Source organism: Saccharothrix longispora, from assembly GCF_030852425.1.
Classification (GTDB): domain Bacteria; phylum Actinomycetota; class Actinomycetes; order Mycobacteriales; family Pseudonocardiaceae; genus Actinosynnema; species Actinosynnema longispora.
Genome location: NZ_NSDM01000012.1, coordinates 47,825 through 71,460, shown reverse-complemented (window position 1 = coordinate 71,460; position 23,636 = coordinate 47,825). Strand labels below are relative to the sequence as shown.

The following is a 23,636-nucleotide window of genomic DNA, read 5'->3' as shown; positions in this document are numbered from 1 at the left end:
CTCGGTTCTCTCGTCATCACCAGCGCACCGACCCCTGGACACCGCCACAGGTCACGTAGACGTTTTCGCCGGGATATCCGTAGTAATTGCGGGTCTGGCGTTGTTCGTTCGGCCCGAAGTTCTCGTTGACGAATCCCACCGGACCGTGGTCGCTGTTGAAGGTGCACGTGACGGACCCGCCGAAATCGGCCGTCCGCACGACGACGTAGGCGCAGGCGCTGCTCGTGCAGATCCCGGAGCCGTTGCACCCGCTCGCCGGGCAGGCCGCGCCCTTGGACACCGTCACGCTGGGTGGCGGCGGAGGTGGCGGAGGCGTGTTCTGGGTCTTGGACTGGCTCATCGGGGCGCGTCCGCCGTCCGAGACCGTCACGGTGATCGTGTCCGAGGCGCTGTAGCCGACGTGGTCGCTGCCGCTCCAGCTCCACGCCCCGACGCCGGTGGTGAACGTCTGGCTCTGCTGGCTCGTCTGGACCTGCACCGTGGCGGGCTTGCCGTTGGGGTTCACGGACACGGTGAAGTTCACGACCTCGCCGCTCGCCGAGGTGGCGATGGCCAGGTCCCGGATCGGCCCGTAGGGGGTCACGGCGGCGGCGACCGGGCTGTTGCACGGGTTCCCGGCGTACGCGCCGCCCCCGCTGCCGTTGCACGCCTGGAGCGACAGCGTGACGTTCTGCCCGTTGGGCAGGCCGTTCACCGTCTGCGTCGCACCCGCCTGCCCGCCGGTCGGGTAGGTCCAGGTGCCGCACGACCCGCCGCTCCACGTGCAGCTCACGGTGTTGCTCCGGCCGTGCGACGCGGGCGCGTCGAACGACACGGTGGCCTGCCCGTCGTTGCCGGTGGGGGTCGCGGTGAACCCGGTGATCGGGTCGGGGGTGGCGGTGGCCTCCATCCGCGCGGGCGGCGACGGCGGCGAGGTGTGCCCGGCCGGTTGCGCGGCGGCGGCGCCGTTGGCGGCGGTCACGGTGTAGCTGTAGACCGTGCCGTCGTTGGCCAGCCCGTCGTCGGAGCACGTCGTGGCCTGCACGTCCGCGCACACCACCTTGTCCCCCGCCCCGGCGCGGGTCAGCGTGTAGGTCGTCGGCGCGGGTCCGTTGGCCCCCACCGGTGTCCACGACACGGTCACCGCGCGCGAGGACGAGTCGGCCGAGTCCGCCGCGGTGAACGTCGGCGCGGCCGGGGCCGCGGGCGCGCCCGCCGACTGCCCCTCCACGGTGGCCGCCGGGCCGGCTCCCTGGGAGTTCACGGCGATGACGGTGAAGACGTACTTCGCGTCGTTGTCCAGGCCGGAGACCGTGGCACTGGTGCCGGTGGCGGTCATCCGCCCGCCGCCGGCCCAGGAGATCTCGTGCCGCAGCACGGGCGTGCCGTCGTTCTGCGCGGCCGTCCAGCTCAGCCGGAGCGTGCCGTCCTGCGGGTCGGCGGTCGACAGGCCCGTCACCGCGCCGGGCACGGTGTTGGGCTGCGCCGACTCCGACCGGCCGCTCGGCTTGCCCCACCCCACGAGGTTGTGGGCGCGGACGGTGAAGGAGTACTGCTCGCCGTTGGACAGGCCGGTGATCGAGCACGGCGACGCGGCGCACGTCTGCTTGCCGCTCCCGTAGTCGACCTCGTACGAGTCGACCGGCGCGCCGTTGTTGGCCGGGGCGGTCCAGGACAGCTCGACGACCTTGCTCAGCACCGCGCGGCCGGGCACCGGCACGCCGGGCGCGTCCGGCACGCCCAGCACGTTCAGCGTGATCCGGCCGGTGGTCCTGCGGTCGGCGCGCCCGGTGTCGGCGACATCGGTGACCACCACGTCGAAGGCGAGCACGCCGTTGGTGTCCGCGTCGGGTGAGATCCGCACCGACGAGCCGTCGGGCGTCGCCGCGGCCGGACCGCCGGAGACCTGGTCGACCGAGACGACGGAGACGTCCGGGTCGCGCAGTGCCGAGCGCACGTGCGGCCGGAGGTCCACGGTCGCGGTGTCGCCGGCCTTCACGCCGTCCACCACCACCGGCGCCAGGGCGGGCGGTGGTGCGGCGGTCACCCGCACCGCGAGCACCGCCTCGACCACGTCGAAGCCCTCCACGCCGATGGCCAGCGATCCCGTGGAGCCCGGGGCGGCCCCGCCGTCCGCGGCGATGGACAGGGTGCGGCTGCCGGAGCCGTCCACGGACACGTTCGCGGGTCGCTCGCGCCAGGACGCGGTGTACCGCAGGTCGGCCGCCGCCGAGCGGTCGGCGACCCACACGTGGCAGACCGACGTGACGTCCACCCGCACCGGCGGTCCCCCCTCGACCACCGGCAGCGCACCGTCCGGGCAGCGCAGCACCGGCGTGTCCGGCCCGACCTGCACGGGGACGGTGACCACGGCGGTCAGGCCGTCGGTGAGCCCTTCGCCGTCGGTGACCTCGAACGTCACCGCGGCCGGCCCCGTGTAGCCGTCGCGGGCGGTGAGCACCAGCTCGCGGTCGCCCTGGTTGACGACCTGGAGCCCCGAGGGTGCGGCCCACACCCGGTCGGTGAGCGTCAACCGCGGCTGCCTGCCCGACGGCACGACCAGGTAGTCCGCGATGGCGACGGTGGCGACACCGTCCGCGGGCACCTCGATGGTCCGGTCCGGCGTGGCGTAGGGGGCGCCGGAGCCGGGGGCGGGCACGTGGACGACGCCGACCGCGGTCGCGCCGCCGTCGTCGGCGATCTCGTAGGCGAAGGCGCGCGGGTGCTCCCCCACCGGCACGGTGATCCGATCGCCGGACACGGAGGCGCCGTCGGCGAACACCCTGGTCACCTTCAGCTCCGAGCCGTCCTGGTCGCCCGCGACCTCCAGCGGGGCCACCTCGACCGTCGTCGCGTCCCGCTCGGGGCGCGGGAACAGGTCCGCGGCGGTGGGCGGGGCGTTGTAGTCCTCCTGCCCGCGCACGGTCAGCGTCGCCACGGACGCGCGGCCGATGCCGTTGGTGATGCCGTAGGCGACGACGGTCGGCTTGCCGTCGGCGGCGGGCGCGGTCAGTTCGACGAACCCGTTCCCACCTCCGACCTCGACACCGGGGTTGCGGTCGGCGAGCGGCTCGACCTCGGTGGTGTCGTCGCGCACGTCGTTGGCCAGCACGTCGATCACCAGTCGTGCGCCGGGTGCGGCGGTGACCACGTCGGGCACCGCGACCGGCGGCTGAGGGTCGCCCGGTGGCACCACCGCCACCCGGACGGTCGAGGTGCCGCTCTTGCCGAACGGGTCGGTCACGAGGTAGTCGAACTGCTCGGTGCCGCCGCCGGTCGGGAACGCCTGGTAGGTCAGGGACGTCGCGCCCAGGCCGAGCACGCGGCCCAGGGTCGGGGCGGAGCCGATGCCGGTCACCGCCACGGTGTCGCCGTCGGGGTCGACGCCGCTGGTCGGCACGGGGATGGTGACCGTGTCGCCCGCGACGACGCGCACCTCCACCGGACGGGGTGCGGGCGGCTGGTCGGGGGTGGTCGGCGTGGGTGCCGGGGTCACGGTGACGTGCGCGCGGCCGACCGCCTGGTCGCCCGCCGGGTTCTGCGCGACGTAGTCCACGGTCACCGTCGTCGGCGTCTCCACCGCGGGGGGCGCCACGAACCGCACGACCGCGCCGGCGACGTAGGCGGCGCCCACGTCGGTGCGGCCGTCGCGGGTGGCCGCGGCGAGCCGGCCGCGTTCCGGCGCGCCGGGCACGTTGGCCTGGAGGGTGAGCACGCCACCGCCCGGCGAGGTGTCGTTGTCCAGGACGGGGATCGCGACCGAGTCGCCCGCGCGCACGGTGGCGTGGTCGTCCTTCGGCACCGGCGTGTCGTCGGCGGGCGGCGGCAGCTGGGTGACGGCCACCTCGCCGGTGACCGGCCCGGTCACGCCGTCGGTCATGGTGTAGCGGACGAGCTGCGGATTGGGCCGCAACCGCGGGTCCAGGGCGTTGAACCGCAGCCAGCGGCCCTTCACCACGGCCACCTCGACCTGCGGCTGCTCGCCCGGCGCGGTGGCCTGCTGCACGGCGAGCAGGGCGCCGGCCGGGCTGAAGTCGTTGGCGAGCACGTCCACCAGCACCGGCTGCTGACCGCGCAGCACGGCGGTGTCCGGCATGGCGACCGGTGGCGCGGGCGAGCCCGGCGCGGCCACCAGGTCGACCCGGATCGCGGCCTTGGCGAACGGCGCGTTGCCGAACGCGGCGGTGTACTCCAGCACGAGCGAGTCGGGCTTGGTGCCGGTGAGGACGACCGTGCCGGTCTTCAGGTCGGTGGTCACCGTCGTGCCCGCCGGGACGGCCGGCTCGGCAGCGAGCCGCAGCACGGCGGTGGGGTCGGTGGGGTCCGAGCCGGGCAGGTCATTGTCGAGCGGGCGGATGCGCACCGGGCTGCCGACCTGTCCCCGGGCCACGTCCGGCTGGGCGACCGGCGCGATCGAGGTCGACTCCGACGCGTCCTGCACCGCCACCCGCTCCGAGCCGGTGACCGGTTCGCCGACGCCGTCGGTGACCTGGTAGTCGACCTGCTGGGGACCGCCCGCCACCGGTGCGGTGTACTCGACGAACCCGGTCGACGTGGTGGTCGCGACGCCTGCCTGGGCGCTCGCGTCCACCAGCACGGCGGGGTCGCCGTCGTAGTCGCGCCAGTCCGCCAGCACCGGCAGCGAGAGCCGGCCGCCGGAGGCGACGGTCCACTCGCGCGGCTCGGCGCCCTTGCGCGTGGCGGGGGGCTCGTTCTGCGTGGCGGCGCGCGCCTCCACGGTCACCGCGGCCGTGGCGTTGAGCCCCTTGCCGTCGTCCACGGTGTACGTGAAGTGCACGTCCCCGCTCTGCTCGGGCAGGGTCACCTCGACGGTCTGGCCGTCCGGTGCGATGGCGAGGGTGGCCCCGGCGACGTCCGGCGCGGTGATCGCCGAGATCGACAGGATGCTGCCCGCCGGGTCGGAGTCGTTGTCCAGCACGTGCAGCACCGTCGTGCGGCCGGGTCGGGCGCCCAGTGTGTCGTCCGTGGCCTTGGGCGGCTTGTCGTGGGCCGCGTCGGTGGTGTTCTCGTCCTTGTCCTTGTCGCTCTGCCGCTGCTCGGGCGGCGGCTTGACCGACGACCAGTCGTCGACCTTGCGCTGCGTGCCGAGGTCCCACAGCGCGCCGGTGGCCAGGTCGTTGAGCACGACCGCCGACCGGTTCACCCGGAACACCGGCTTGACCAGGGCCTTGGCGTCCTTGAGGTTGCCGGGGGCCGCGGGCGCGCCGCCGCACGAGCGGGCGTAGCCGCCCTCGGCGCCCGCCCAGGCCGCGTGGACGCAGTCCCCCGACCTGACCGGCTCGGCGGGCTCGCCCGAGGTCTCGTACAGGTCGGTGATCGCGCCACCGTCCAGGGCCACCGCCTTGAGGGAGCTGCCGGTGGCGACGACGACGGACTCGGCGTCCGGCCCGGCCTGCTGCGGCACCGCGTCCTGACCGACCTGGGCCGTCACGCCGCCGGGCAGCAGCAGCGTCCCGCTCGCGGAGTCCAGCACCACGAACCGGTCACCGACCGCGGTGGCCCTCGGTGCGCGGACGGGGCGTCCCAGGTTCCCGTACTCGGTCGCGGTGAACGCCGTGCCGTCCGGGCGCACGAGGGCGGTCTTGCCGTCGGCCCCCACGACGTGCAGCGCGCCGTCGACGCCCACGGCCATGGCCGCCTCACCGCCGACCTCCGCCACCGGTGGCGCGGAGACGTCCAGCCCGTTGAGCGCCGTGATCCCCGCGCGGGTGTCGACCCTGATGGCCCATGCCTTGCCCGCCACCGGGTCGAGCACGGCGAGCGTGCCGCCCGCCAGCCGCACCTGCGCGGTGCCCGGAACGGCCACGCCCTGCTCACCGAGTGTGACCGCACGAGCGGTGTCGACCGGGTGCAGCATGCCGCTCGCCCGGTCCCAGGAGACCACCGCGCCCGCGTCCTGGGCGATGTCGAGCTGGTACGACTCCTGCGCGCCACCGGGTGGGCCGAAGGCCGCGTCGAGCGAGCCGACCGGTTTGTTGAGGCGCCCGAAAAGGCCGTCGCGATCACTGGTGACCCAGATACCGCCGTCGTTCAGGTCGACCTGGCGGATCGGAGCCCCTTGCGAGGTGAACGCATAGGCGACCAGCAGCGCGGCGGCCACGGAAAGCACGGCACCGGATGCGATGGCCGTGCGGTGGCGACGCAGGAATGCCAAGGGAATCCCCCGGTTCGGGAGCGGAAACGGCTATCAACCCGAACTATCGGGCGCGCGGGTGAATACGTTGCAGAAGTTCGACGAGCATTTGTCACCGATGTTTCTCAGGAACCGCACCCCTGCGGGGACCAGTCGACTGCGGCATTCCTGCCGTCCGCGCGCACGACCTTGACCTGGAGGCACAGCGGACCGGGAGAGGGCACGTCCGCGGTCGGTTCCTCGGCGGTGCCGGACAGCGTGCCGTCGGGTGTGCGCCAGGCGAAGGTGTCGCTGTCCTGCGCCGCCGAGTACGTCCAGGCGAACCTCAGCGTCGCCGGGTCGACGCGGGTGGCGGTGACGGTCGGCTTGCCGGGCGGGGTGTCGTCACCGCCGGCGTCGACATCCCCTCCGACGTCGGCGACCCGTGAGGACGAGGTGGGCACGGCGCCCTCGTCACCGGAGGCGCTCAGCACCAACCCGCCGACCACCACGAGCGTCAGCACCCCGCCGACCGCCAAGACGACTGGCCACTTCACGGCACGCGGCGGCGTCGGTGGTGAGGTCGGCGGGCTCGGCGGGCTCGGTCTCAGCACGGTGGCCGACGGGGGCGCGGGCCGCGGTGCGGCCGGTCCGGTGTGGACCACCGGCCGGTACGGAACCACCTCGAAGATCGGGCCGGCCTGGCGGGGCGCGGCCTCGTGCGGCACGGCGCGGTGGCGGGTCGCGGTGAGGTCGGCCGGTGCCTCGCGGAGGGGTTCGCGGGGCGTCTCCAGCAGCCGCACCGGTTCGGACTCCAGCGCCAGTTCCGTGACCGGCAGTCCCAGTTCCGCCTGGACGGCCTGGAGTTGACGCGCCAGCTCGACCGCGCTCCGGGGACGGGCCGCGGGGTCGACCGACATCGCCCGGTGCAGCAGCACCTCCAGCAACCGCGGTGCCCTGCCGGTCGGCGGCGGCCCGCCGCGCAGGATGCGGGTCTCCATCGCCGCCAGCGAGTTGTCCCCACCAGGGGCGAAGAACGGCGCGTGCCCGCTCAGCAGGTGCCACAGCGTCGCGCCGAGCGAGTACACCTCGGCGGACACGCCGGGCTCGCCCCCGGTCGGACGCACGACTTCCGGCGGAGACCACGGCACCGACAGCATCACGTGGTCGCCCTTGACCGGGCCGACGAGCTTCTCGGCGATGCCGAAGTCGGTCAGCGCGGGCTTCTGGTAGGAGTTGACCAGGATGTTGGCCGGCTTGATGTCCCGGTGCAGGATGTGCGCCCGGTGCGCGGTCTCCACCGCACTGGCGATCTTGACGCCCACGTCCAGCACGCGCGGTACCGGCAGCGGCTGCCGGGCCGACGCCTCCTTGAGGTCCGAGCCGGAGTAGTACTCCATCACGAGGTACAGCCGACCGTCCGCGGCCTGGTCCGCGGAGTAGACGGTCACGATGTTGTCGTGGCTGCCGACCTTGGCCATCGCCTTGGCCTCGTCGATGAACATGTCGCGGACCTGCTCGGGCAGGCCGGCGTCGTTGAGCACCTTGACCGCGACCTCGCGCTCGGTGCTGTGCTGGAAGTAGGCGTGCACGGTGGCGAAACCGCCCCGGCCCAGTTCGCGGCGGTGCGAGAAGCCGGGGATGTCGGGAGGCGTCATGCGGTCACCTCGTAGGTGAAGAAGGTGTTCTCCCCGAGCACGACCCGCGAGCCGGGCGGCAGCGGGTGCGGGATGAGCGCGGCCAGCTCCTGCGCCGGCCAACCCGGGGTGATGACGGACGTGCCGTTCTTGGAGCCGAGGTCGACCACGTGCACGTCCCAGCCGTCGAGGCGGACCTCGACGTGGTTGCGCGAGATGTCGTTGCCCTGCACGGCCAACCGGATCGCGTGCGAGCCGCGTGGGCCGGCCTGCGGGTCGCGACCGAGGACGACGCCCCGGTCCAGGGTGACCAGCCCTCCGGTGGACAGGCGCAGCACGCCCAGCGGTGGGCGCGGCACGACGAACGCCTCCTGCGGCGCGATGTCCTGGGCGCAGACGCGGCACGAGACGGCGTACTCGGAGTTCAAGTGCTGGTTCGGGCAGGTGACCGCGCGAACCCTGGGTGCGCCGAGCGTGCTCACGTGGTGCGTCTCGTCGGGTGCGCCGCGGTGGCGGAGCATCGTCTCCTCGGCCGGGGGACGCCCCCAGCCGAAGGTCTCGATCACGCCGTCGGGGTCGCGCCGCACCTGCACGGGAGCGGGTGGCGGCACCGGCTCGGCCTCCGGCCGGGACGGCGGCTCGGCCTCCGATTCGACGGACGCACCCCTCGGTTGGACGGGCGACGAGTCCGGTCGGACGGGTGAGGGCTCCACGGGCCGGTCGTCCCCGGACGCACCGAAGACGTGGTCGTACTTGAAGTCGGTCAGGTCGACCGGCTCGGCAGAGGTCTCCCCGGTGGGCGGCGGTGCGAGTGCGATCGCCGGTGCCGGTGCGCTGGCCGGAGCCTCGGCGACCGGGGCGGGAGGCGCTGTCGAGCGCGAGGGGTCGCTCGGGGGAGTGGTGCGGATCGGAGGCGCCACGTCGCTGTCGGCGGCACCCGCCACCAGCCGCACCACGACCTCGCCCGCGAGCACGACGCCGCGTTCCACCGGCAGTTCCGGCCCGGTGCCGTCACCGGCGGTCAGCCTGAGTCCGGTGAGCCCGGCGTCCAGGGCGCGGTCCAACCAGGTGGCCACGCCCTCGGCCCGCAGCTCGCAGACGGTGCCGTCCGCGCCTACGGCGTCGACCCGGGCGGCACCGCGCAGCACCGCGCGCCGCTCCTCCTCTGTCCACCGCACCAGCGCGAAACTGCCCACCGCCCGGAAGCCCTCGTGCACGATCGCGCTCAGCACGTCGTCCAGTCCCGCGCCGAACGACACCAGCTCCCAGCACCGCCGGACCAGCTCGGAAGCGGGGTCCGCGTCGATCAGCAGCCACGTCCCCCCGCCGACCACGGCCACCACCGCCCCGGGCCGGTACGTGATCACCGGGCACTCCGCGGGGCGGTGTCCTCGGACGCGGCCACGGCGGTGCGGTGGTCCACGACGACCACCGTCACGTTGTCGCGCCCGCCGGCGGCAACCGCGCGGCGCACGAGTTCGTCGGCCGCGCGCTGTGCGTCCGGTGCGTTCCGCAGCACCTCGGCGACCTCGGTGTCCTCCAGTTCGCCGGTGAGCCCGTCGGAGCACAGCAGGAACCGGTCGCCACCGACCGCCGGGAACACCCACTGGTCCGGTTCCGACCGGACCGAGCCCAGCGTTCGGGTGATCACGTGGCGGCGCGGTGAGGTGCGCGCCTGTTCGGGGGTGAGCGCCCCGGACGCGACCATCTCGGCGGTTTCGGAGTGGTCCTCGGTCAGGAGGGTCAACGCGCCCGCCGCGTACCGGTAGACGCGCGAGTCGCCGATGTTGAACACCACCCAGTGCGGTGACCCGGCCAGCGAGACCAGGGCCAAGCCGGTGACCGTGCTGCCCATGCCCGCCTGTTCGGGGTTCTCGGTGGCGGCTGCGCGGATGGCGGCGTTCGCGGCCGTCAGCGCGAGTCGGATGCCGTCCGGCCCCAGGTCCGCGCGCTCGTCGAGCAGACGCAGGTGCGCTGTGGCCATGGCGCTGGCGACCTCGCCGGCCGCGTGCCCGCCCATGCCGTCCGCGACGGCGAACAGTCGCGTGCCGACCAGCGCGCTGTCCTGGTTGGAGGCCCGGACGAGGCCGGTGGAGGTGGCCCACCCGGTGTCGAGCACGCCGGTCACCGGCCGACCAGTTCCGCGAGCCGCGCGACCGCGAGGTCCCTTGAGGACGGGTCGGTGCGGGCGTCCCCGGTCAGCGAGTCCGACAGGAACCACGCGCCGTGCTCGTCGACCGCCACCGCGAGGGAGGCCGTTCGGCGTGCGGTCGTGGTGCGCACCAGCACGGCCGATCCCCGCGCACCCGCCAGGTGCCGGTCGAGGAACCTCGCGGCCTGGTCGCCGAGCGGCGTGGCCCGGTCCAGCGGGCTCACCGAGAACCGGCCCAGGCCGACCGGGAACAGCCCGACATCGAGGTGCGGGCCGGTCACGAGGTGTGCCAGCACGGGGCGCCCGCCCTCCCACCCGAGCATCCGGGTGACGCGATCGGCGCCGCACAGCGCCGCGTGCACCGCCTGCACGGACGCGGCCGGGACGAGTTCGCCGTCGACCGGTTCGCACAGGCCGCGCGCGGCGAGCGAGGCCAAGCCCGCCGCCGCGGTGGCCGGATCGGCCTCGGGCAGGCGCAGCTCCCCCGCGAGCGAGGCCAGTGACGGTGGCCTGGCACGCAGCAGGAAACCGATCTCGGCGAAGGTGAGCACGAGCGGATCAGCCACGGACGGGTCTCCTTCAGAACTTGCCGAGCAGGGAACGGACCCCGCCCGAGATCACGTCGGCGGCGGCCTTCGCGCCGTCACTGACCACGTCGACCACGTCACCGACCAGCTCACCCGCGCCGTCCACCGCACCCAGGAGGTCGTCGTGCAGGTCCTGCTTCCACTCCTGCGGCACCAGGTGCTCCCAGGCCAGGCCGACTCCGCCGACGACGAGCCCGCCGACGGCGATCACCGGCGCCGCGGCCGTCCCGACGGCGACGAGGCCGGCCACCCCGAGCGTCGCGCCCGCGATGCCCAGGGCCGCGCCCACCCCGTCGTCGAACGTCTCGAGGGAGCGCGGATCGGTCACCGCGCCGTGGAGGAAGTCCCCGGTGTCCGCCACGGCGGCCGCGCCGTCCACCGGCACGCTGAACTTCTGGAACAGTTCACCGGCGATCCTCAGCGGCGTGCTGCCGACCACCTCGTCGGCGAAGCGGGCGACGCCCTTGGCGGCGTCGTGCAGCCGATCGCCCAGGTAGCCATTGCGCATCGCGTCGAAGACGTCGATCGGGTACTTGCCCGTCGCCACAGCGTCCAGCAGCGACCTGGCCCCACCGGCGAGTCCACCCACCGCGGCGAGCCACTCGGCACCGGGCTGCCCGGCGGGCCACGAACGGACGTCGAGCCCGGCGGTCCCGCTGGCGATGCGTTGCTGGTCCGCCTGCGCCAGCAGCCAACCACCCCGATCCCGCAGCGCGGACGCGGCCGACCCCAGCGACACCGCCAGTTGGCTGTGCCACTGCGAGCGGAACTCGTCGGCGTCGACGCCCTCCCACGGGCCGAACCCCACGGTGTGGCCGACATCCGCGCGTATCGCGTCGAGCTGGTCGGCCGCATCGGCGAAAGCTCGCCCCAGGCCGTCGAGCTGATCGGGATCGGATCCCAGGACCTGCCCCATCAGCGCCTCCACGATGTGGTCACCCCGGTGGTGACCACCACTCGGGTCTCACATCGCCGGGCATATCGGGAACGTTGCAGCAGAGTGCAACCAGAGGCCGCCTCGGATGTCCGAATCCTAGACCGGACGAGCGAAAAGCGCAGTCACAGAACGTGGCCGAGCTGGTCTTCTGTCAAATAGAACGGCGACCGATGCAATCGTCACCACCGCGCACTCGATCGTTAATTCACCTGAATGGACTATGACGCTCGGCGTGAAGGTCTTCCACACGACGAGTGGACCGTGATGGTGACCCCGGGCGCCGCCACCGGCAATCGCTGTCGCGCGATCACCGACGCCGGCTTCCGGCGGCATCCACCTGGCCGCGAGACCGCTGCCCCACCACGATGCCGAGGAGGTGGGCCCGCGACGCGGGTGGTCCACGGGGGAACGCGTCAGGGAACGTACTGCCTGAGCAGTCCGGCGAACTCCTCCAACGTGGTCAGGCCGGCGCTGGTGAGGGGCTGAGGACGGAAGTGGGCGATCTCGTTGCGGATCACGCGCACCTTGTCCAACCGGTGCACGAACTGGTCACGTGGCACCCCTGGCCAGCCGATCCGCTTCCAGTTGACCTCGTTGTCGATGAGGTACTTGTACTCGCCGAAGGTGAGGTCGGCGATCTTCCCGGTCTTCCTCCTCTGGACGGCCTTGACTGCCTCCTCGTCCAGGACTGCCAGGCACTTGCGCAGCCGCGCTTCGATGTCGCCCACCAGGAAGAACGGCCTGGCCATGATCTCGAAGTGGCCACTGACGTCCGCGGAGGTGATGATGCCGCAGAACTTCCCGTCATTGGCCCGCACCAGCAGGTAGCCGTGCTCGGTGATGGTGGGCAGGTGGGCGAGCAGTTGGTGGTGCACCTCGGCCGACACCGGATTCTTCACCATCGCGCTGCTCAGGGTCGGCTGCTTCCCCGTCTCCAGGTTGACGGCGATGCTGCTCCAGGTGAGCACCCCGCGCAGGTCGGCCGTGCCGCTGATGACCGGCAGCTGCGAGTAGTTCTTGACCCTCATCAACATGGTCGCGGCGGCGAGGTCGGTGTCCGGCGACACCGACTCCACCCCGTTGCGCGCGCTGGGCAGGTCGCCGACCTGGAGTGCGCGGTGCGGCATCGCCGTCGGGGACAGCTCGTCCTCGTCCTGTTCGGCGGACACCGCAGTCGGTTTGGCTTTGACGAGGTGGAGTTCGGCGGTGCCGGCGCAGGTGGCGAAGGAGGGGATGGTACCCACCTCGGCCTCCGCGAGGCACGCGCTGATCCGCGCCACGTTGTCGTGGTTGCGCACCCGTACGCCGAACAGGGTCAGGAACTCCCCCGCCGGGATCGTCTTCCCCACCTTCTTCTTCAACTCCGCGGGCTCGATCGCCTGGAAACCGTCGGTCACGCCGTCTCACCCGCCCTGCGGATGACCCGCTTGCCCATCGTGCGCTCCACCAAGGACAGGAGGCGCTCGTAACGGTCGGCGCAGAAGGTGGTGAAGTCATCGCGCCTGAGCGCGACGGGGTCGACCAGGTGGGTACCGAGGATGTCGTCGAACCACTCGTCGGGTGTCCCGGTCTCCCGGGCCAGCACACCGACGTAGGTCGACGGCGCCCCCGTCATGCGACGACTCGCCAGGTGCGACATGGGCGTCTTGTTCACGATCGAGTCGGCACGTGCCTTGGGGTAACCGTTCCTCGTGACCCAGCTCGCCGGGAAAACCTGGCGGATCGCCACTCCCTGCCCGATGACGAACGGTCCGGTCATCTGCGATTCCTCGGGGTGGAGCCAGTCCACCGCACCCTGTTTGATGATCAGCGCTTGGAGGCCCTTGTAGGCGGCGCTGTTGCGGGTGGTGAGGGTGTTGAGCCGTTCGGCGAGGAACGCCGCCTCCACGACGGTGTCCGGTTCGACGGACTCCCCGTTCATCCACGCCACGAGTTGCTCGACATCCCTGGTGAAGCGGCTCTCGACCGACCCGCCGTACATCTCGCCGAGCACCCCGCACCAGAACCACCGGGTGAGCCGCTCCACGGCGTCGGGCTCGTCGGCCCGGTCCCCGAGCAGTGCCCTGACCGCGGCCAGCGGCACGAGTTGCGTGCGGTAGGGCAGGTCCCTGATCGCGAAGATCGCCTGGGTACCGAGGAACTCCCCGACCCAGGCGAAAGCCTCGGCCACGACGGGCTCAAGCCGCCTGAAGTCCGCGAGCGGGAGCGCAAGCAGGTCACGCCGCTTGCAGGCGACCGAGTTCGCCCTCCCCGCCTGCTTGCGCTCGAACGAGAGCACGAGGCTCACCGCTTGGAGGAAGTCGACGTTGGTCAGCCCCTCGTCACGACCGCTCTCCACCTGACCGAGCACCGGGTACTGGCTGACGAGCTTCTCCTTGGTACCGCGCCAGACGTCCGGGAGGCCGTACTCCGTGCCGTACTCCTCGGCGTGCTTGCGGTCACCCGCGTACGTGGCGGTGAGCAGTTCGAAGACGTTGAGCGCGACACCACCGGTGTTGACCCGCTCGAACACCGAGCAGACCGCTTCGTTCGGTGTGGCGGAGTCGAGCCGAATCATCGGGATCAGGAACTCGCGGATGTTGTTGAGGACCCGGGCGTTGAACGCCGCCCAGCGGTCCCAGTTCTCGTCCGCCAACTTCACGAAGGACTTCTGCCACGCGCTGACCGCGTCGTCGTCGAAGGCCAAGTGGAGCGGGAAATAGCCCTCCCGGCACTCGTCCTCCCTCGTGCTGAGGTTGAGGCGCACCCGGCGCGCGAAGTCCTCCCTCAGCACCCGATCGGCCGGCACGGAGACGACCGCGTCGTCCCGATCAGCCTCCGGGTCGATGGCCTTGTCGATGTCGAGGTAGTACCAACGCTCGACCTTGCGGTCACGTGCGTCCACGGTGGCCACAGGCCGGTCCAGGTACAGGGCTTGGACCAGGGACGTCAGCCGTTGCTGACCGTCCAGTAACAGGAGGTCGGGGACGATGCCGGCTTCGCTCTCGACACCGGCGAGCGTGCGGGCGCGGAACTGGGCGGCACCGCCTGTCTCCAGGGTCATGACGACACCGAGCGGGTAGTCCAGGGTCACGGTGGCGATGAGCGCCCTGATGCGCTCGTCGTCCCACTTCCACTCGCGCTGGAAGTCGGGCAATTGGATTTTGGCTGCGGCGACGTTCTTCAGCAGTTCGCGCAGCTTGGGGCTGTCGAGGGCCACTAGCGGCTCTTCCTCTTACTCCGGCGACATGTCACGTGCGGTGGGCATGTCGTTGCCGAAGAGACGAAGGTTACCCGATCCAGTGCGCCTGAACATGCTTTCGACGAATCAGAGTCCAGAGCAGCCAATTGGATAGATTTATGATCGATATCACGATGGCGCGCGGCGCACTCAACCGATCGCCCGACACCTCGATCCCGACGGTGCCAAGCGAGGCGGTCAACAGATCGGGTAGCGGCGCTGACGGGACGTCCGAAGGTGGGGCCGCCAGGCAGGCTCCGGTTAGTCGCGATGTGGAGCACATTCTGGGACAAGGTCACCGAAAGGTTGGCCAGCGAGGACGCGGCCGCCGCGTGCGGCGTATTGGTCCGGTGAGTGCGCGGTAGTTCAGGGAGTGGCGGCATACTCCGATTCAGTTCACGCCGCTGCCGACGGCTGCCTGTCACGCACCGGACGTGAGGAAATCGCGCTGCTGGAGGTACAAGACGTCGGCGTGAACGAGATCGGCGGCAGGCTGGACGATCGACGTTCACGAGCTGTCGAGAGTTGCGGCGCAGCGGCACGCGACGCAGTGGACAGCCGACTACCGGACCTCGGTCCTGCGGTAGAAGGTCGAGTTGGCGGCGCACCGCCGGAGATCGCCAAGCACGTAGAGAACGGCAGGCTCCATGGTCACACGCGAGATCGGCTCGTCGGAACCCGGTGATTTAGCCACCAAAGGGCTTTGAGCAGCAGTTACGAGGCGCGGTACCAGTTCGGTAAGCGGTTGGTACCCGCCTCACCGACCGGTCCACGCGACTGGTTGGACGGAAGTCGGCAAAAAGATCTTGTCGGCGCGTGTCCCCCAACGGTCCTTATTCCGGAGTTAAGCGGTGTCATCGCACCCTCGACCACCTCCGGGGGCCCCGTGCCTCAACCAGACGCCGACACCCACCGCCTGCTGCACACCCCCGCCGAAGCGGCGGCCCTGCTGGCCGTCCGCGAGTCGTGGCTTCGACGCGAGGCAGGACGCCGGGAGATCCCGTGCACCTTCCTCGGCAGGCACCTGCGCTTCTCCTCCGACGACCTCGCCTCGATCGCCGGACAGGCGCCCGGCCCGCACGCTCCACCCGACCACCGAGCAGCCGCACCAAGTCCTTTCGGAACTGAATCAAGTTCTTGTGCCGCAACGCTTGCATTACTCGGCCACAGGAGCGTTCATCCTCCTGTCACACCGTGACCACCACACCACCACCGAACGAAGGAGCAGCACACATGGCCTGGGTGGAGCAGTCGGGAAGCAACCACTGGCGCGTCCGGTTCCGCCGCGACGACGCCACCATCGGGTCCATCCCCGGTTTCAGGAGCGAGAAAGCCGCCCAGGACCACGCCAACGACCTCGAATCCGACCAACGTCGCGGCACCTGGCTCGACCCCACCGGCGGACGCACGACCCTGGAGGAGTGGCTCACCGACTGGTGGGACGCCCTCGACGTCGACACCCGCACCGAGGACAACTACCGCAGCATCGTGCGCAACCACATCACGCCCCATTGGGGCGACACCGCCCTTGCCGACATCACCAACCTCAAGGTTCAGGCATGGGCCAAGCAGCTGCGCGCCGGACGTCTGTCACCGGTGACCGTCGCCGGGTTCGTCAAGCTGCTCTCCCAGATCCTCACCGACGCCGCCGAGGACAAGCTCATCACCGCCAACCCCATCCGGCCCCGACGACGCGGACGCCGCAACCACGCCGCCCGCATCCCCGAGAAGGTCTGGGCCCAGCCCGCCGAGGTGCTGCACATCGCCGACCAGGTCGCCGCCTTCTACGGACCCGTCGGAGCCGTGCTCGTCATCACCGCAGGCTGGACCGGCGCACGCTGGGGCGAGCTCACCGGCCTGCAACGCCACAACCTCCACCTCTTCGACGACGACACAGGCTTCCTCGTCATCGACCCCCAGAACGGCGCCCTGCACGAATCCGCCGGCGGCAAGCTCTGGCTCGGCCCACCCAAAACCGACACCTCCGCCCGCACCATCACCCTCACCCCCTCACTCGTCCGACTCCTGCGGGCACACCTCGACAACCACGTCCACCCACACGTCTTCACCACCCCCGAAGGCGCACTCCAGCGCCGCAGCAACTTCAGCAAACGCGCCCTGCGCCCCGCCGCCGACGGCAACCTCAACCAGCCCCGCGCCGTCCTGCGCCTCCAGTCGGTCAAGCCCGGCCTGACGTTCCACGGGCTGCGCCACAGCCACAAGACCTGGATGATCGCCGACACCATCCCCGAGATCGCCCAGTCACTCCGACTCGGCCACATCCTCAAAGACCCCGTCCAACGGACCTACTCCCACGTCGCCCCGGAAGTCACCAGCCGTCTGCTCCAATGCCTGCAGGACCGCTGGGACAAGGCCGTCGTCGATGTCGGTGACAGCTCTTGGCGCAGGATGGCGTAGCCGATGCATGGTCTCCTCATCCATCACTTCAACGGCGACGACCACGCCGACGAGCCGGTCACCATGCACTCCGAAGCCACCCTCGACGACGTCCTGACCGACATCCCGCCCACCCGCAGCCGCACCCGACCGCGACGTACGTGTCGCGGTCGCCAGCCGCCGAACGCGGGGCACGTGGCACCTGCTGCGGGCGCCGGGCGTTGACCTGCTGAAATCAGGCGTTGTTCGTGGCCGGTGTGGTTCCCAAGCCAGGAGGACCTGGCCCGTACCGGGTCCCGGATTCGGCATCAGCAGGGCCACCGCCCACCGCTACCACGACGAGGCCGTCACCGTGCTCGCCGACCAAGCCCCGGACCCGCACGACGCCCTACGACGCGCCGAGGACGAGAAACTGGGCCACGTGGTCCTCGACGGAAAGGTCTTCTCCGCCGACCGCCTTCACGAGAAGACCCCCAACGTGAAAGCGGGTCCTCAGGAACTGAGCAACGTTCGCGCGTGTCTTTCGAGCGGCTCGGCGAGGTCGGGGAACTCTCCGCCGCTGATGCGACGCGACAGCCGGGCGATGGTGTAGAGCTGCGCGAACCGACCCGCGTCCGTGTCGAGGATGTCGGCGTAGACGTCGTGTACTCGCTGCGCGATCGTGGGCGTCAGGAGGCTGTAGCACAGCAGGGTCGCCGCGTCGGTGCCCGCGGGTCCGCGTCCCCACCATTCCCAGTCGAGCAGGCCGAACCGTGGACGCAGCAGGTTCGCCCAGTGGACATCGCCGTGGACGGTCTCCCATTCGGGCACGGTGGGGTCGACGGCGTCGCCGAAGCGTTGCACGATCCGGTCGGTGATCTTGTCCTGGCTGCTGTTGACGCGCGTGGTCGGTGTCGCCGCGACGGTGTCGGTGGTGCGGCGCAGCTCGGCCCACCACTCGTCGGGCAGTTCGACCTCGGTGCGCAGTGCGTCGGTGGGTGAACAAGGCTGGCCAGGCATCCAGGTCATGAGTTCGGCGCGTTGCTGTCGCCACTCCGCCCACTCGACCACGTCCAGGACGCGCGGTTTGGCGAGGTCGGCGAGGACGTTCGCGTCGAGGTTGCCGGTCCAGAAGTCGCCGCCGATCCACTGCTTGTCCTCGGACACGACGCGCAGCCAGTACTCGGCGTCGTCCTTGCGGACGGACCCGCTGATCGACCGGTCGTGCCAGCCGAGCAGCGGGTCCCCGGTCACGACCACGCCGAAGTGTTCGACAGCGCGGTCGAGGTTGCCGCGCATCCACTGCCGGAACCGCGCGTCGGCTTCGCTGGTGTCGATCGGCATCTCGCCCACTTTCACTGTTCGGTGACGTATCGCAGGTAGGCGGCCGGGTTGTTCATGTACCGGCGCCAGTGGTCGACCAGTGCGAGGTCTTCCCACTTCGTCCGCCGGAACCCGTGCTCGCCCACCTCGATGATGTCGGCGCCCGGCGTGGCGGCCAGGACCGGCGAGTGCGTCGCGCAGATCACCTGCGCCCCCGATTCACCGAGGTCGTACAGGAGGTTGACCAGCCGTAGGCAGGACGTGAACGACAGCGCCGCCTCGGGCTCGTCCATGAGGTAGAAGCCGGGTTCACGGAACATGTTCGCCAGCACGGTGAGGAAGCCCTCGCCGTGGCTCATCTCGCTGGTGTCCTCTTCCCAGTAGCCGCGCATCCCGCTGACGGCCTCCATGAACCCGAACGCCGTCTCGGCCCGCAGGAAGTACCCCCGGCGCTTGGTCCGCGGCCCGCTCTTGTGCCGGGCGCCCGCGGCCGTGGTCTCCCAGCGGAGCAGGTCGCCCAGCACCGTTTTCGGCCGGTCGTTGACGTACTTGCGACCCGCTCGCCCGCCGCGCGCGTCCAGCCCCCACGCCTCGGCGAACGCCTCGACCAGGGTCGACTTCCCCGAACCGTTCTCCCCGACCAGGAAGGTGATCGGCCGCTCGAAGACCATGCCTTCCTCGGCCATGTGCGCCACGCACGGCACGGTGAGCGGCCACGGTCGCGAATCCGGAAGACCGGAGGGCAGTAGGTCGTCAGGGATGTACGCGCGGCGGGCAAGCATGGGCCGTCCTTGATCAGTACTCGGTCGGGACGCATTTCCCCTTGGGCGTGCAGTTGCCCGCAGGGTTGCACGCCGGGCCACAATGTCCTGGCGACAGCGCGACACCGGCGTGGCCGCGTCGAACTCGTGGTCGGCAACAAGATGTGTCAGGCCTTCCGCGGAAGGAGTCCGTCGTGACCTCGCTCGACATCTACTACTTCAGCGGTGACAACCGCGCCGACGAGCCTGTCACCGTCGACGATGACATCACCTTGGACGATGTCATGACAGACATTCTGGCCAACCCACAACCGCACCCGACCGTGGTGTACGCCAAGGACCGGCCGACGATCGGACCGGCGGCGCTGCCCGACCACCAGCTCAAGTTCGACCTCGACACCGAGCACTACATCGTCGCCGTGCACGTGTTCGGCCCGAGAGACTTCCTGCCAGCCGACATGACAGGCGAGGCGGACGCCACCACGGCATGGATCGCCCTGCCCCGGCAGGCGGACACCCGAGTCCCCAATGGCGTGACGCTCTACATCGACAGGGACACCCGCACCGAGTTCCCCGCAGAAGCCGCCCTGCCGTTGAGCATGCTTCGCAGCCTCCTGCACGAGTTCATGCGGACCGGCAAACGCCCCACATGCGTCGGCTGGCAGCGGGCCGACACCTTCTAGGGCAACGACCGGCACAGTTCCACGCCGAGCTCACGATCGTGAAGTGACGCGCGTCGACTCCCGGTGCCATGGCGCGTGCTGGTCAGAGAGACCCGGCTCGGGACGTTCGGCTCCCCACCCGCACGGCCGGGGCGGAGGTGAACCGGACGTCGGTGCCCTCTCCCGTCACCGTGACCGACACCCGCTCCTCCACCGCCACCTGCTCCACCCTGACGGGTAACCGGTGACTCCAGCCCCGCACCTCCACGTCCTCGACCGCGGCGAACCGGAGGTGAAACCGGACCCAGTCGTGCCCGTCCGGCGCCTCCCACCTCCGACGCGCGGCCTCGTCCAGCGGCCCTTCGAAGGACACTGTGACCGCCTGCACGCGCTCGTCCCAGTGCAGGGCGTACAGCTCGAACGCCGAAAGCTCAGAAGTGCTCATGGTAGGTGTCGACCTCCGCCCCCGGGACCGCCGTGTACAGCCGCTGGTCCAGCCTGCTGGTGAACTCGTGCGGCCCGTCGTCCACCGCCTCCGGGGGCGAGTTGTGGGCGCTGATCTTGCCGAAGCGGAACTGCTCGGCGCACGTCAGCGTCAGGCGCAGCGACTCGCCGGTCACCGACACGGCCAGCCTCGCTCTCGGCCGTTCCTCGAACTCGACCGAGACCGTGGCGGGCAGCACCGCGCCGCCGGACAGCCGGACGTCGTCGACCGCCAGGAACCCCAGGTGCGCCTGCACCCGGCCGTAACCCGGCACGTCCGACGCCACCGGCAGGTCGACCCGCAGCGTGCAGCCCGGACCACGGCGCTCGAACCGGATCGACCGCAGCACCAAGCCGGTGAGGTCCGGTCCCTGCGGGAAGAACCGGGCCAGCGACTTCTGGTCATGGGGCAGGAGTCGGTCTGTGCCGATGATCAGTGCTGCGGACACGTCAGATGGCGACAGCTCCCGAGGTGTTGGCATGACGTACTCCCCATGCGAGTGTGAGCAGCGTCCAGGCGGACAGGTCCTTGCCCGCCAACCGTGCCCAGAGGCGGGCGAACTCCGGTTCGGTTTCGGGCCAGGTTCGCCCGGTCGAGAGGTGGTCCGCCCAGGTAAGCACCGCCAAGTCGGCGTACGGGTACAGCGAATAGTCGTTGGTGATGTCGGCGACGGTCGCGCCCGCAGTCCACGGGCCGATGCGGGGCACGCTCTGCACCTCGTCTCGCAGGACGGCCGGGTCGAGTTCGGCCCACTTCGCGCCGAAGTCCAGCACCGCCTCGGCTGCGGCTTTCAGCGGAAGGCGCTTGAAGGCCATCCCGAGGCCGGTGAACTCGTCGTCCGGGAGTTCGAGGACGGCTTCCGGTATCGGGAACAGCCACGCCAGCCCATGGGGAGTGAGGACTTCCTCGCCGTGCGCCTCGCAGAACGCCCGGTAGAGCTTGCGGGCCTGACCCGCTCGGATCACCTGCCGGACGATCGAGGTCGCCAGGGCATCCCACAGGTTGGGGTTGCGCCAACGTCTCACCGTGCCGGCAGCGCGCAGCAAATCCGCCACCTCATCGGCGCCGGTCAGCCCGACCGGTCGACGACGTCGAGCACGGGAGCCCTCGTCGCCCTATACCGGGTGTGCCTCCGTCCGGTTTGCACCGATCTCGGTGAGCGCGGAGATCAACACCCAGGTGGAGCTTCCGGAACGAACGGCGCAATAGGCGGTTGCACCTGCCGACAGCCAGGAGGGATGGCCGGTCATCACCGAGGACACGATCACAGCGAGCTCCCTGGGGCGGGTTGACAGCCCCCATGATGCCGAGACCACTCCGTCCTCCCGGGAGATCGGCCAGCGTGGCGGATTCACGAACGAGTTGTCGGAGAAGTCCACCACCACGAACATCCCGCCATACAAGGTCAACGCATTCATCCGCTGTGCCGCAGTCGGGATCGGTGCACGGGTACCGCCAGGTCAGACCCTCCTGGCCGGTCGGCTACTCGGTGTCGATCTGCGCATCCTTGCCCATGGCTTTGCCCACGAGGTCGAGCAGGGCACCCTGTCGGGCCCTCATCGCGGCGTCGAAGTCGTCGTTGCGCAGGTCGGCGGCCGAGATCAGGTGTGACTGCACGTTCCGGTCGACCTGTTCCGGTGTGGTGTCCGCGATCTTGGCCAGTCCGCGCAGGTACACGGAAGGAGCCCGGCCACCGATGAGGCGGTTGGTGCGGGCGGTCAGCGGTGTCTTGTTGAGGATGGAGTTGTACTCGGCGGGGCTGATGCCCTGCTTCTCGCACCACGCCTTAGGGAACACGTGGTGGATGTCGACCGCGTTGTCGAAGTAGTTCTCGTCGGACATGTCCGAGCCCGTTGCCCAGTCCACAGGCCCCACTTGGAGCAGCAGTGCGTAGAGGCCCTTGTAGGCGGCGGAGCCGCGGGTGCGCAGGGAGTGCAGGCGGCTGGAGAAGAACTGGGCCTCCTGCACGGTGCGCGGTTCACCGCCCTGGCCGGTCACCCAGGCCACGACCCCGGGCACGTCGCGCGCGAAGCGGGTCTCGGTGGTGCCGCCGTAGAGCTCGCCAAACACACCGGACCAGTACCAGCGGGAGATCTTCTCCCGTGCCCCGACGGTCCCGGCCTTGCCGCCGAGCAGGGCGAAGATCGCGGACATCGGGATGAGCTGGCTGCCGTAAGGCAGGAACCGGGTGTCGAAGATGTGCTGCGAGTGCAGGAACTGCGCCGCCGACTTGAGCCCATCGGTCACGGCGGGCGCCCACTTGCGGTATTCCGGCAAGGTGAGGTTGAGCATGTCGGCGCGCCGACAGCCGATGCGCGGGGCGGCGACCTCGTCCCGACCGGCTTCCATGGCGGCCTGGTGGCGCTCGTGCGTGGCCAGCAGCGTCACCGCCTGGAGGAAGTCGGTGTTGGCGACCTCGGAGAGGATCCGGTACTGACTGCCGGCCCACTGCGCCTTGCGGTCGGCCCAGTCCTGGCGCAGGTCGAAGTCGTCGGCGGCGAAGGTGGCGGTCAGCAGCTCGAAGACGGTCAGGGTGACCCCGCCGGTGTTGACCTTCTCGAAGACCTGGCACACCGCCTGGCGAGGCGTGCTCTTGCCCAGTTCGATCACCGGCAACTGGTACTGCTCGAACCGCTTGACCACGGCCTCGTGGAACTTGCCCCACAGCGCCAGGTTCTCGGACTGCCGCTCGGGCGAGTACTGGAAGAACCCCATCATCCACTGCATCGAGTTGAACACGGCCGTGCACGGGAACATGCGGTTCGCGTACTCCAGCTCCGGCGTGGACAGGTCCAGCAGCGCCTGCCCCCGGAAGTCCACGCGGACCTTGGTCTCGGGGACGAAGACCACGGCCTCCTCACGATCCCCGTCGCCGAGCAGGGCCTTCTCCATGTCGATGTAGAACCAGCCGCGCGTGGTGTTGCCGCGGACGTCGTGGGTCTCCACCGGGGCGTCGCGGAACAGCGACTGGTAGAGCGAGGTCAACCGCTGCTGGCCGTCCAGGATCAACCGGTCGGGCACGGCGCTGGCACGGGGTACTCCCTCGACCGACCTGGTCTTGAAGCGGACGTCACCGCCCTGCTTCAACATCATCACGGTGCCCGCCGGGTAGCCCAGCGAGATCGAGGCGATCAGGCTGGCGATGTTGCGGTCGGGCCACACCCAGCCGCGCTGGAACTCGGGGAGCTGCGCTTCGCTCCTGTCCACCTGGGTGAGCAGGTCCTTCAGGAACTCCTTCTCGATGCCGAAGGCCTCGACGCCCACGTGGATCACCCCGTTCGCTGTGCTGTCGAGGGCTGTATCGCACAGTCGGACGGAAAGGTTTCTCCGAACGTCGCATCGACTGCACGAGATTCCGTCACGTGCTGCGCGAGCAGGTTCCACT

Annotated in this window: 18 protein-coding genes; 3 read left to right on the top strand and 15 right to left on the bottom strand. The window is 70.7% G+C overall.

The annotated features are described in order from the left end of the window. Positions 1–16: 16 nt before the first annotated feature. From CKY47_RS25855 to CKY47_RS25820, 8 genes are all read right to left on the bottom strand, one after another. Positions 17–6,109: an Ig-like domain-containing protein gene (locus tag CKY47_RS25855; RefSeq protein ID WP_306748780.1), complete on the bottom strand. Its 6,093-nt coding sequence runs from the start codon at positions 6,107–6,109 to the stop codon at positions 17–19. A gap of 149 nt (positions 6,110–6,258) precedes the next feature. After that, a complete protein-coding gene (locus CKY47_RS25850; RefSeq protein WP_306748779.1) occupies positions 6,259–7,770 on the bottom strand; it encodes a serine/threonine-protein kinase in 1,512 nt (503 codons plus the stop codon). After that, positions 7,767–9,116: an FHA domain-containing protein gene (locus tag CKY47_RS25845; protein ID WP_306748778.1), complete on the bottom strand. Its 1,350-nt coding sequence runs from the start codon at positions 9,114–9,116 to the stop codon at positions 7,767–7,769. Before CKY47_RS25845 ends, CKY47_RS25850 begins: the two co-directional genes overlap by 4 nt. Continuing rightward, the gene (locus tag CKY47_RS25840) at positions 9,113–9,877 is read right to left on the bottom strand and encodes a PP2C family protein-serine/threonine phosphatase (protein ID WP_306748776.1); all 765 of its coding nucleotides are present in this window, start codon (positions 9,875–9,877) and stop codon (positions 9,113–9,115) included. The genes CKY47_RS25845 and CKY47_RS25840 overlap by 4 nt, the downstream gene beginning before the upstream one ends. Beyond that, a complete protein-coding gene (locus tag CKY47_RS25835; protein ID WP_306748775.1) occupies positions 9,874–10,467 on the bottom strand; it encodes a hypothetical protein in 594 nt (197 codons plus the stop codon). Before CKY47_RS25835 ends, CKY47_RS25840 begins: the two co-directional genes overlap by 4 nt. A 13-nt stretch (positions 10,468–10,480) precedes the next feature. Further along, positions 10,481–11,404 (bottom strand): hypothetical protein, encoded by a 924-nt coding sequence (locus CKY47_RS25830; RefSeq protein WP_306748773.1) that lies wholly within the window; start codon positions 11,402–11,404, stop codon positions 10,481–10,483. Positions 11,405–11,838: 434 nt separating this feature from the next. Continuing rightward, positions 11,839–12,822, bottom strand: a complete 984-nt coding sequence (locus tag CKY47_RS25825) for a CBS domain-containing anti-phage protein (RefSeq protein WP_306748771.1) — start codon at positions 12,820–12,822, stop codon at positions 11,839–11,841. Beyond that, positions 12,819–14,624: a DUF262 domain-containing protein gene (locus CKY47_RS25820; protein ID WP_306748769.1), complete on the bottom strand. Its 1,806-nt coding sequence runs from the start codon at positions 14,622–14,624 to the stop codon at positions 12,819–12,821. The genes CKY47_RS25825 and CKY47_RS25820 overlap by 4 nt, the downstream gene beginning before the upstream one ends. Positions 14,625–15,531: 907 nt before the next feature. Here CKY47_RS25820 and CKY47_RS36975 point away from each other — a divergent pair. Together CKY47_RS36975 and CKY47_RS25815 are read left to right on the top strand one after the other, a co-directional pair. Then, positions 15,532–15,843: a helix-turn-helix domain-containing protein gene (locus CKY47_RS36975; RefSeq protein WP_371320734.1), complete on the top strand. Its 312-nt coding sequence runs from the start codon at positions 15,532–15,534 to the stop codon at positions 15,841–15,843. A 35-nt stretch (positions 15,844–15,878) separates the two neighbouring features. Next, a complete protein-coding gene (locus CKY47_RS25815; RefSeq protein WP_306748768.1) occupies positions 15,879–17,063 on the top strand; it encodes a tyrosine-type recombinase/integrase in 1,185 nt (394 codons plus the stop codon). Between the two features lie 471 nt (positions 17,064–17,534). On the opposite strand, the gene CKY47_RS25805 is transcribed toward CKY47_RS25815, so the two are convergent. Both CKY47_RS25805 and CKY47_RS25800 read right to left on the bottom strand, forming a co-directional pair. After that, the gene (locus tag CKY47_RS25805; RefSeq protein ID WP_306748767.1) at positions 17,535–18,365 is read right to left on the bottom strand and encodes an aminoglycoside phosphotransferase; all 831 of its coding nucleotides are present in this window, start codon (positions 18,363–18,365) and stop codon (positions 17,535–17,537) included. 11 nt (positions 18,366–18,376) lie between these two features. Continuing rightward, positions 18,377–19,030: an AAA family ATPase gene (locus CKY47_RS25800; RefSeq protein ID WP_306749094.1), complete on the bottom strand. Its 654-nt coding sequence runs from the start codon at positions 19,028–19,030 to the stop codon at positions 18,377–18,379. Positions 19,031–19,299: 269 nt separating this feature from the next. Between CKY47_RS25800 and CKY47_RS25795 the strand changes: the two genes are divergently transcribed. Then, positions 19,300–19,788 carry an Imm1 family immunity protein gene (locus tag CKY47_RS25795; RefSeq protein ID WP_306748764.1) on the top strand — a complete coding sequence of 163 codons (489 nt, stop codon included), beginning with the start codon at positions 19,300–19,302 and terminating at the stop codon, positions 19,786–19,788. An 82-nt stretch (positions 19,789–19,870) separates the two neighbouring features. Here the strand turns inward: CKY47_RS25795 and CKY47_RS25790 are convergent, their stop codons facing one another. The 5 genes from CKY47_RS25790 to CKY47_RS25770 form a co-directional block, all read right to left on the bottom strand. Next, positions 19,871–20,212, bottom strand: a complete 342-nt coding sequence (locus CKY47_RS25790; protein ID WP_306748763.1) for a hypothetical protein — start codon at positions 20,210–20,212, stop codon at positions 19,871–19,873. Then, on the bottom strand, positions 20,199–20,699 hold the full coding sequence (locus CKY47_RS25785) for a hypothetical protein (RefSeq protein ID WP_306748762.1): 501 nt from the start codon (positions 20,697–20,699) through the stop codon (positions 20,199–20,201). Before CKY47_RS25785 ends, CKY47_RS25790 begins: the two co-directional genes overlap by 14 nt. Position 20,700: 1 nt before the next feature. After that, positions 20,701–21,306 (bottom strand): DNA glycosylase family protein, encoded by a 606-nt coding sequence (locus CKY47_RS25780; protein ID WP_306748761.1) that lies wholly within the window; start codon positions 21,304–21,306, stop codon positions 20,701–20,703. 60 nt (positions 21,307–21,366) lie between these two features. Further along, positions 21,367–21,642, bottom strand: coding sequence for a hypothetical protein (locus CKY47_RS25775; RefSeq protein WP_306748760.1), 276 nt, complete (start codon positions 21,640–21,642; stop codon positions 21,367–21,369). Positions 21,643–21,733: 91 nt separating this feature from the next. Further along, positions 21,734–23,515, bottom strand: coding sequence for a GmrSD restriction endonuclease domain-containing protein (locus tag CKY47_RS25770; RefSeq protein WP_306748759.1), 1,782 nt, complete (start codon positions 23,513–23,515; stop codon positions 21,734–21,736). Positions 23,516–23,636: the final 121 nt, after the last annotated feature.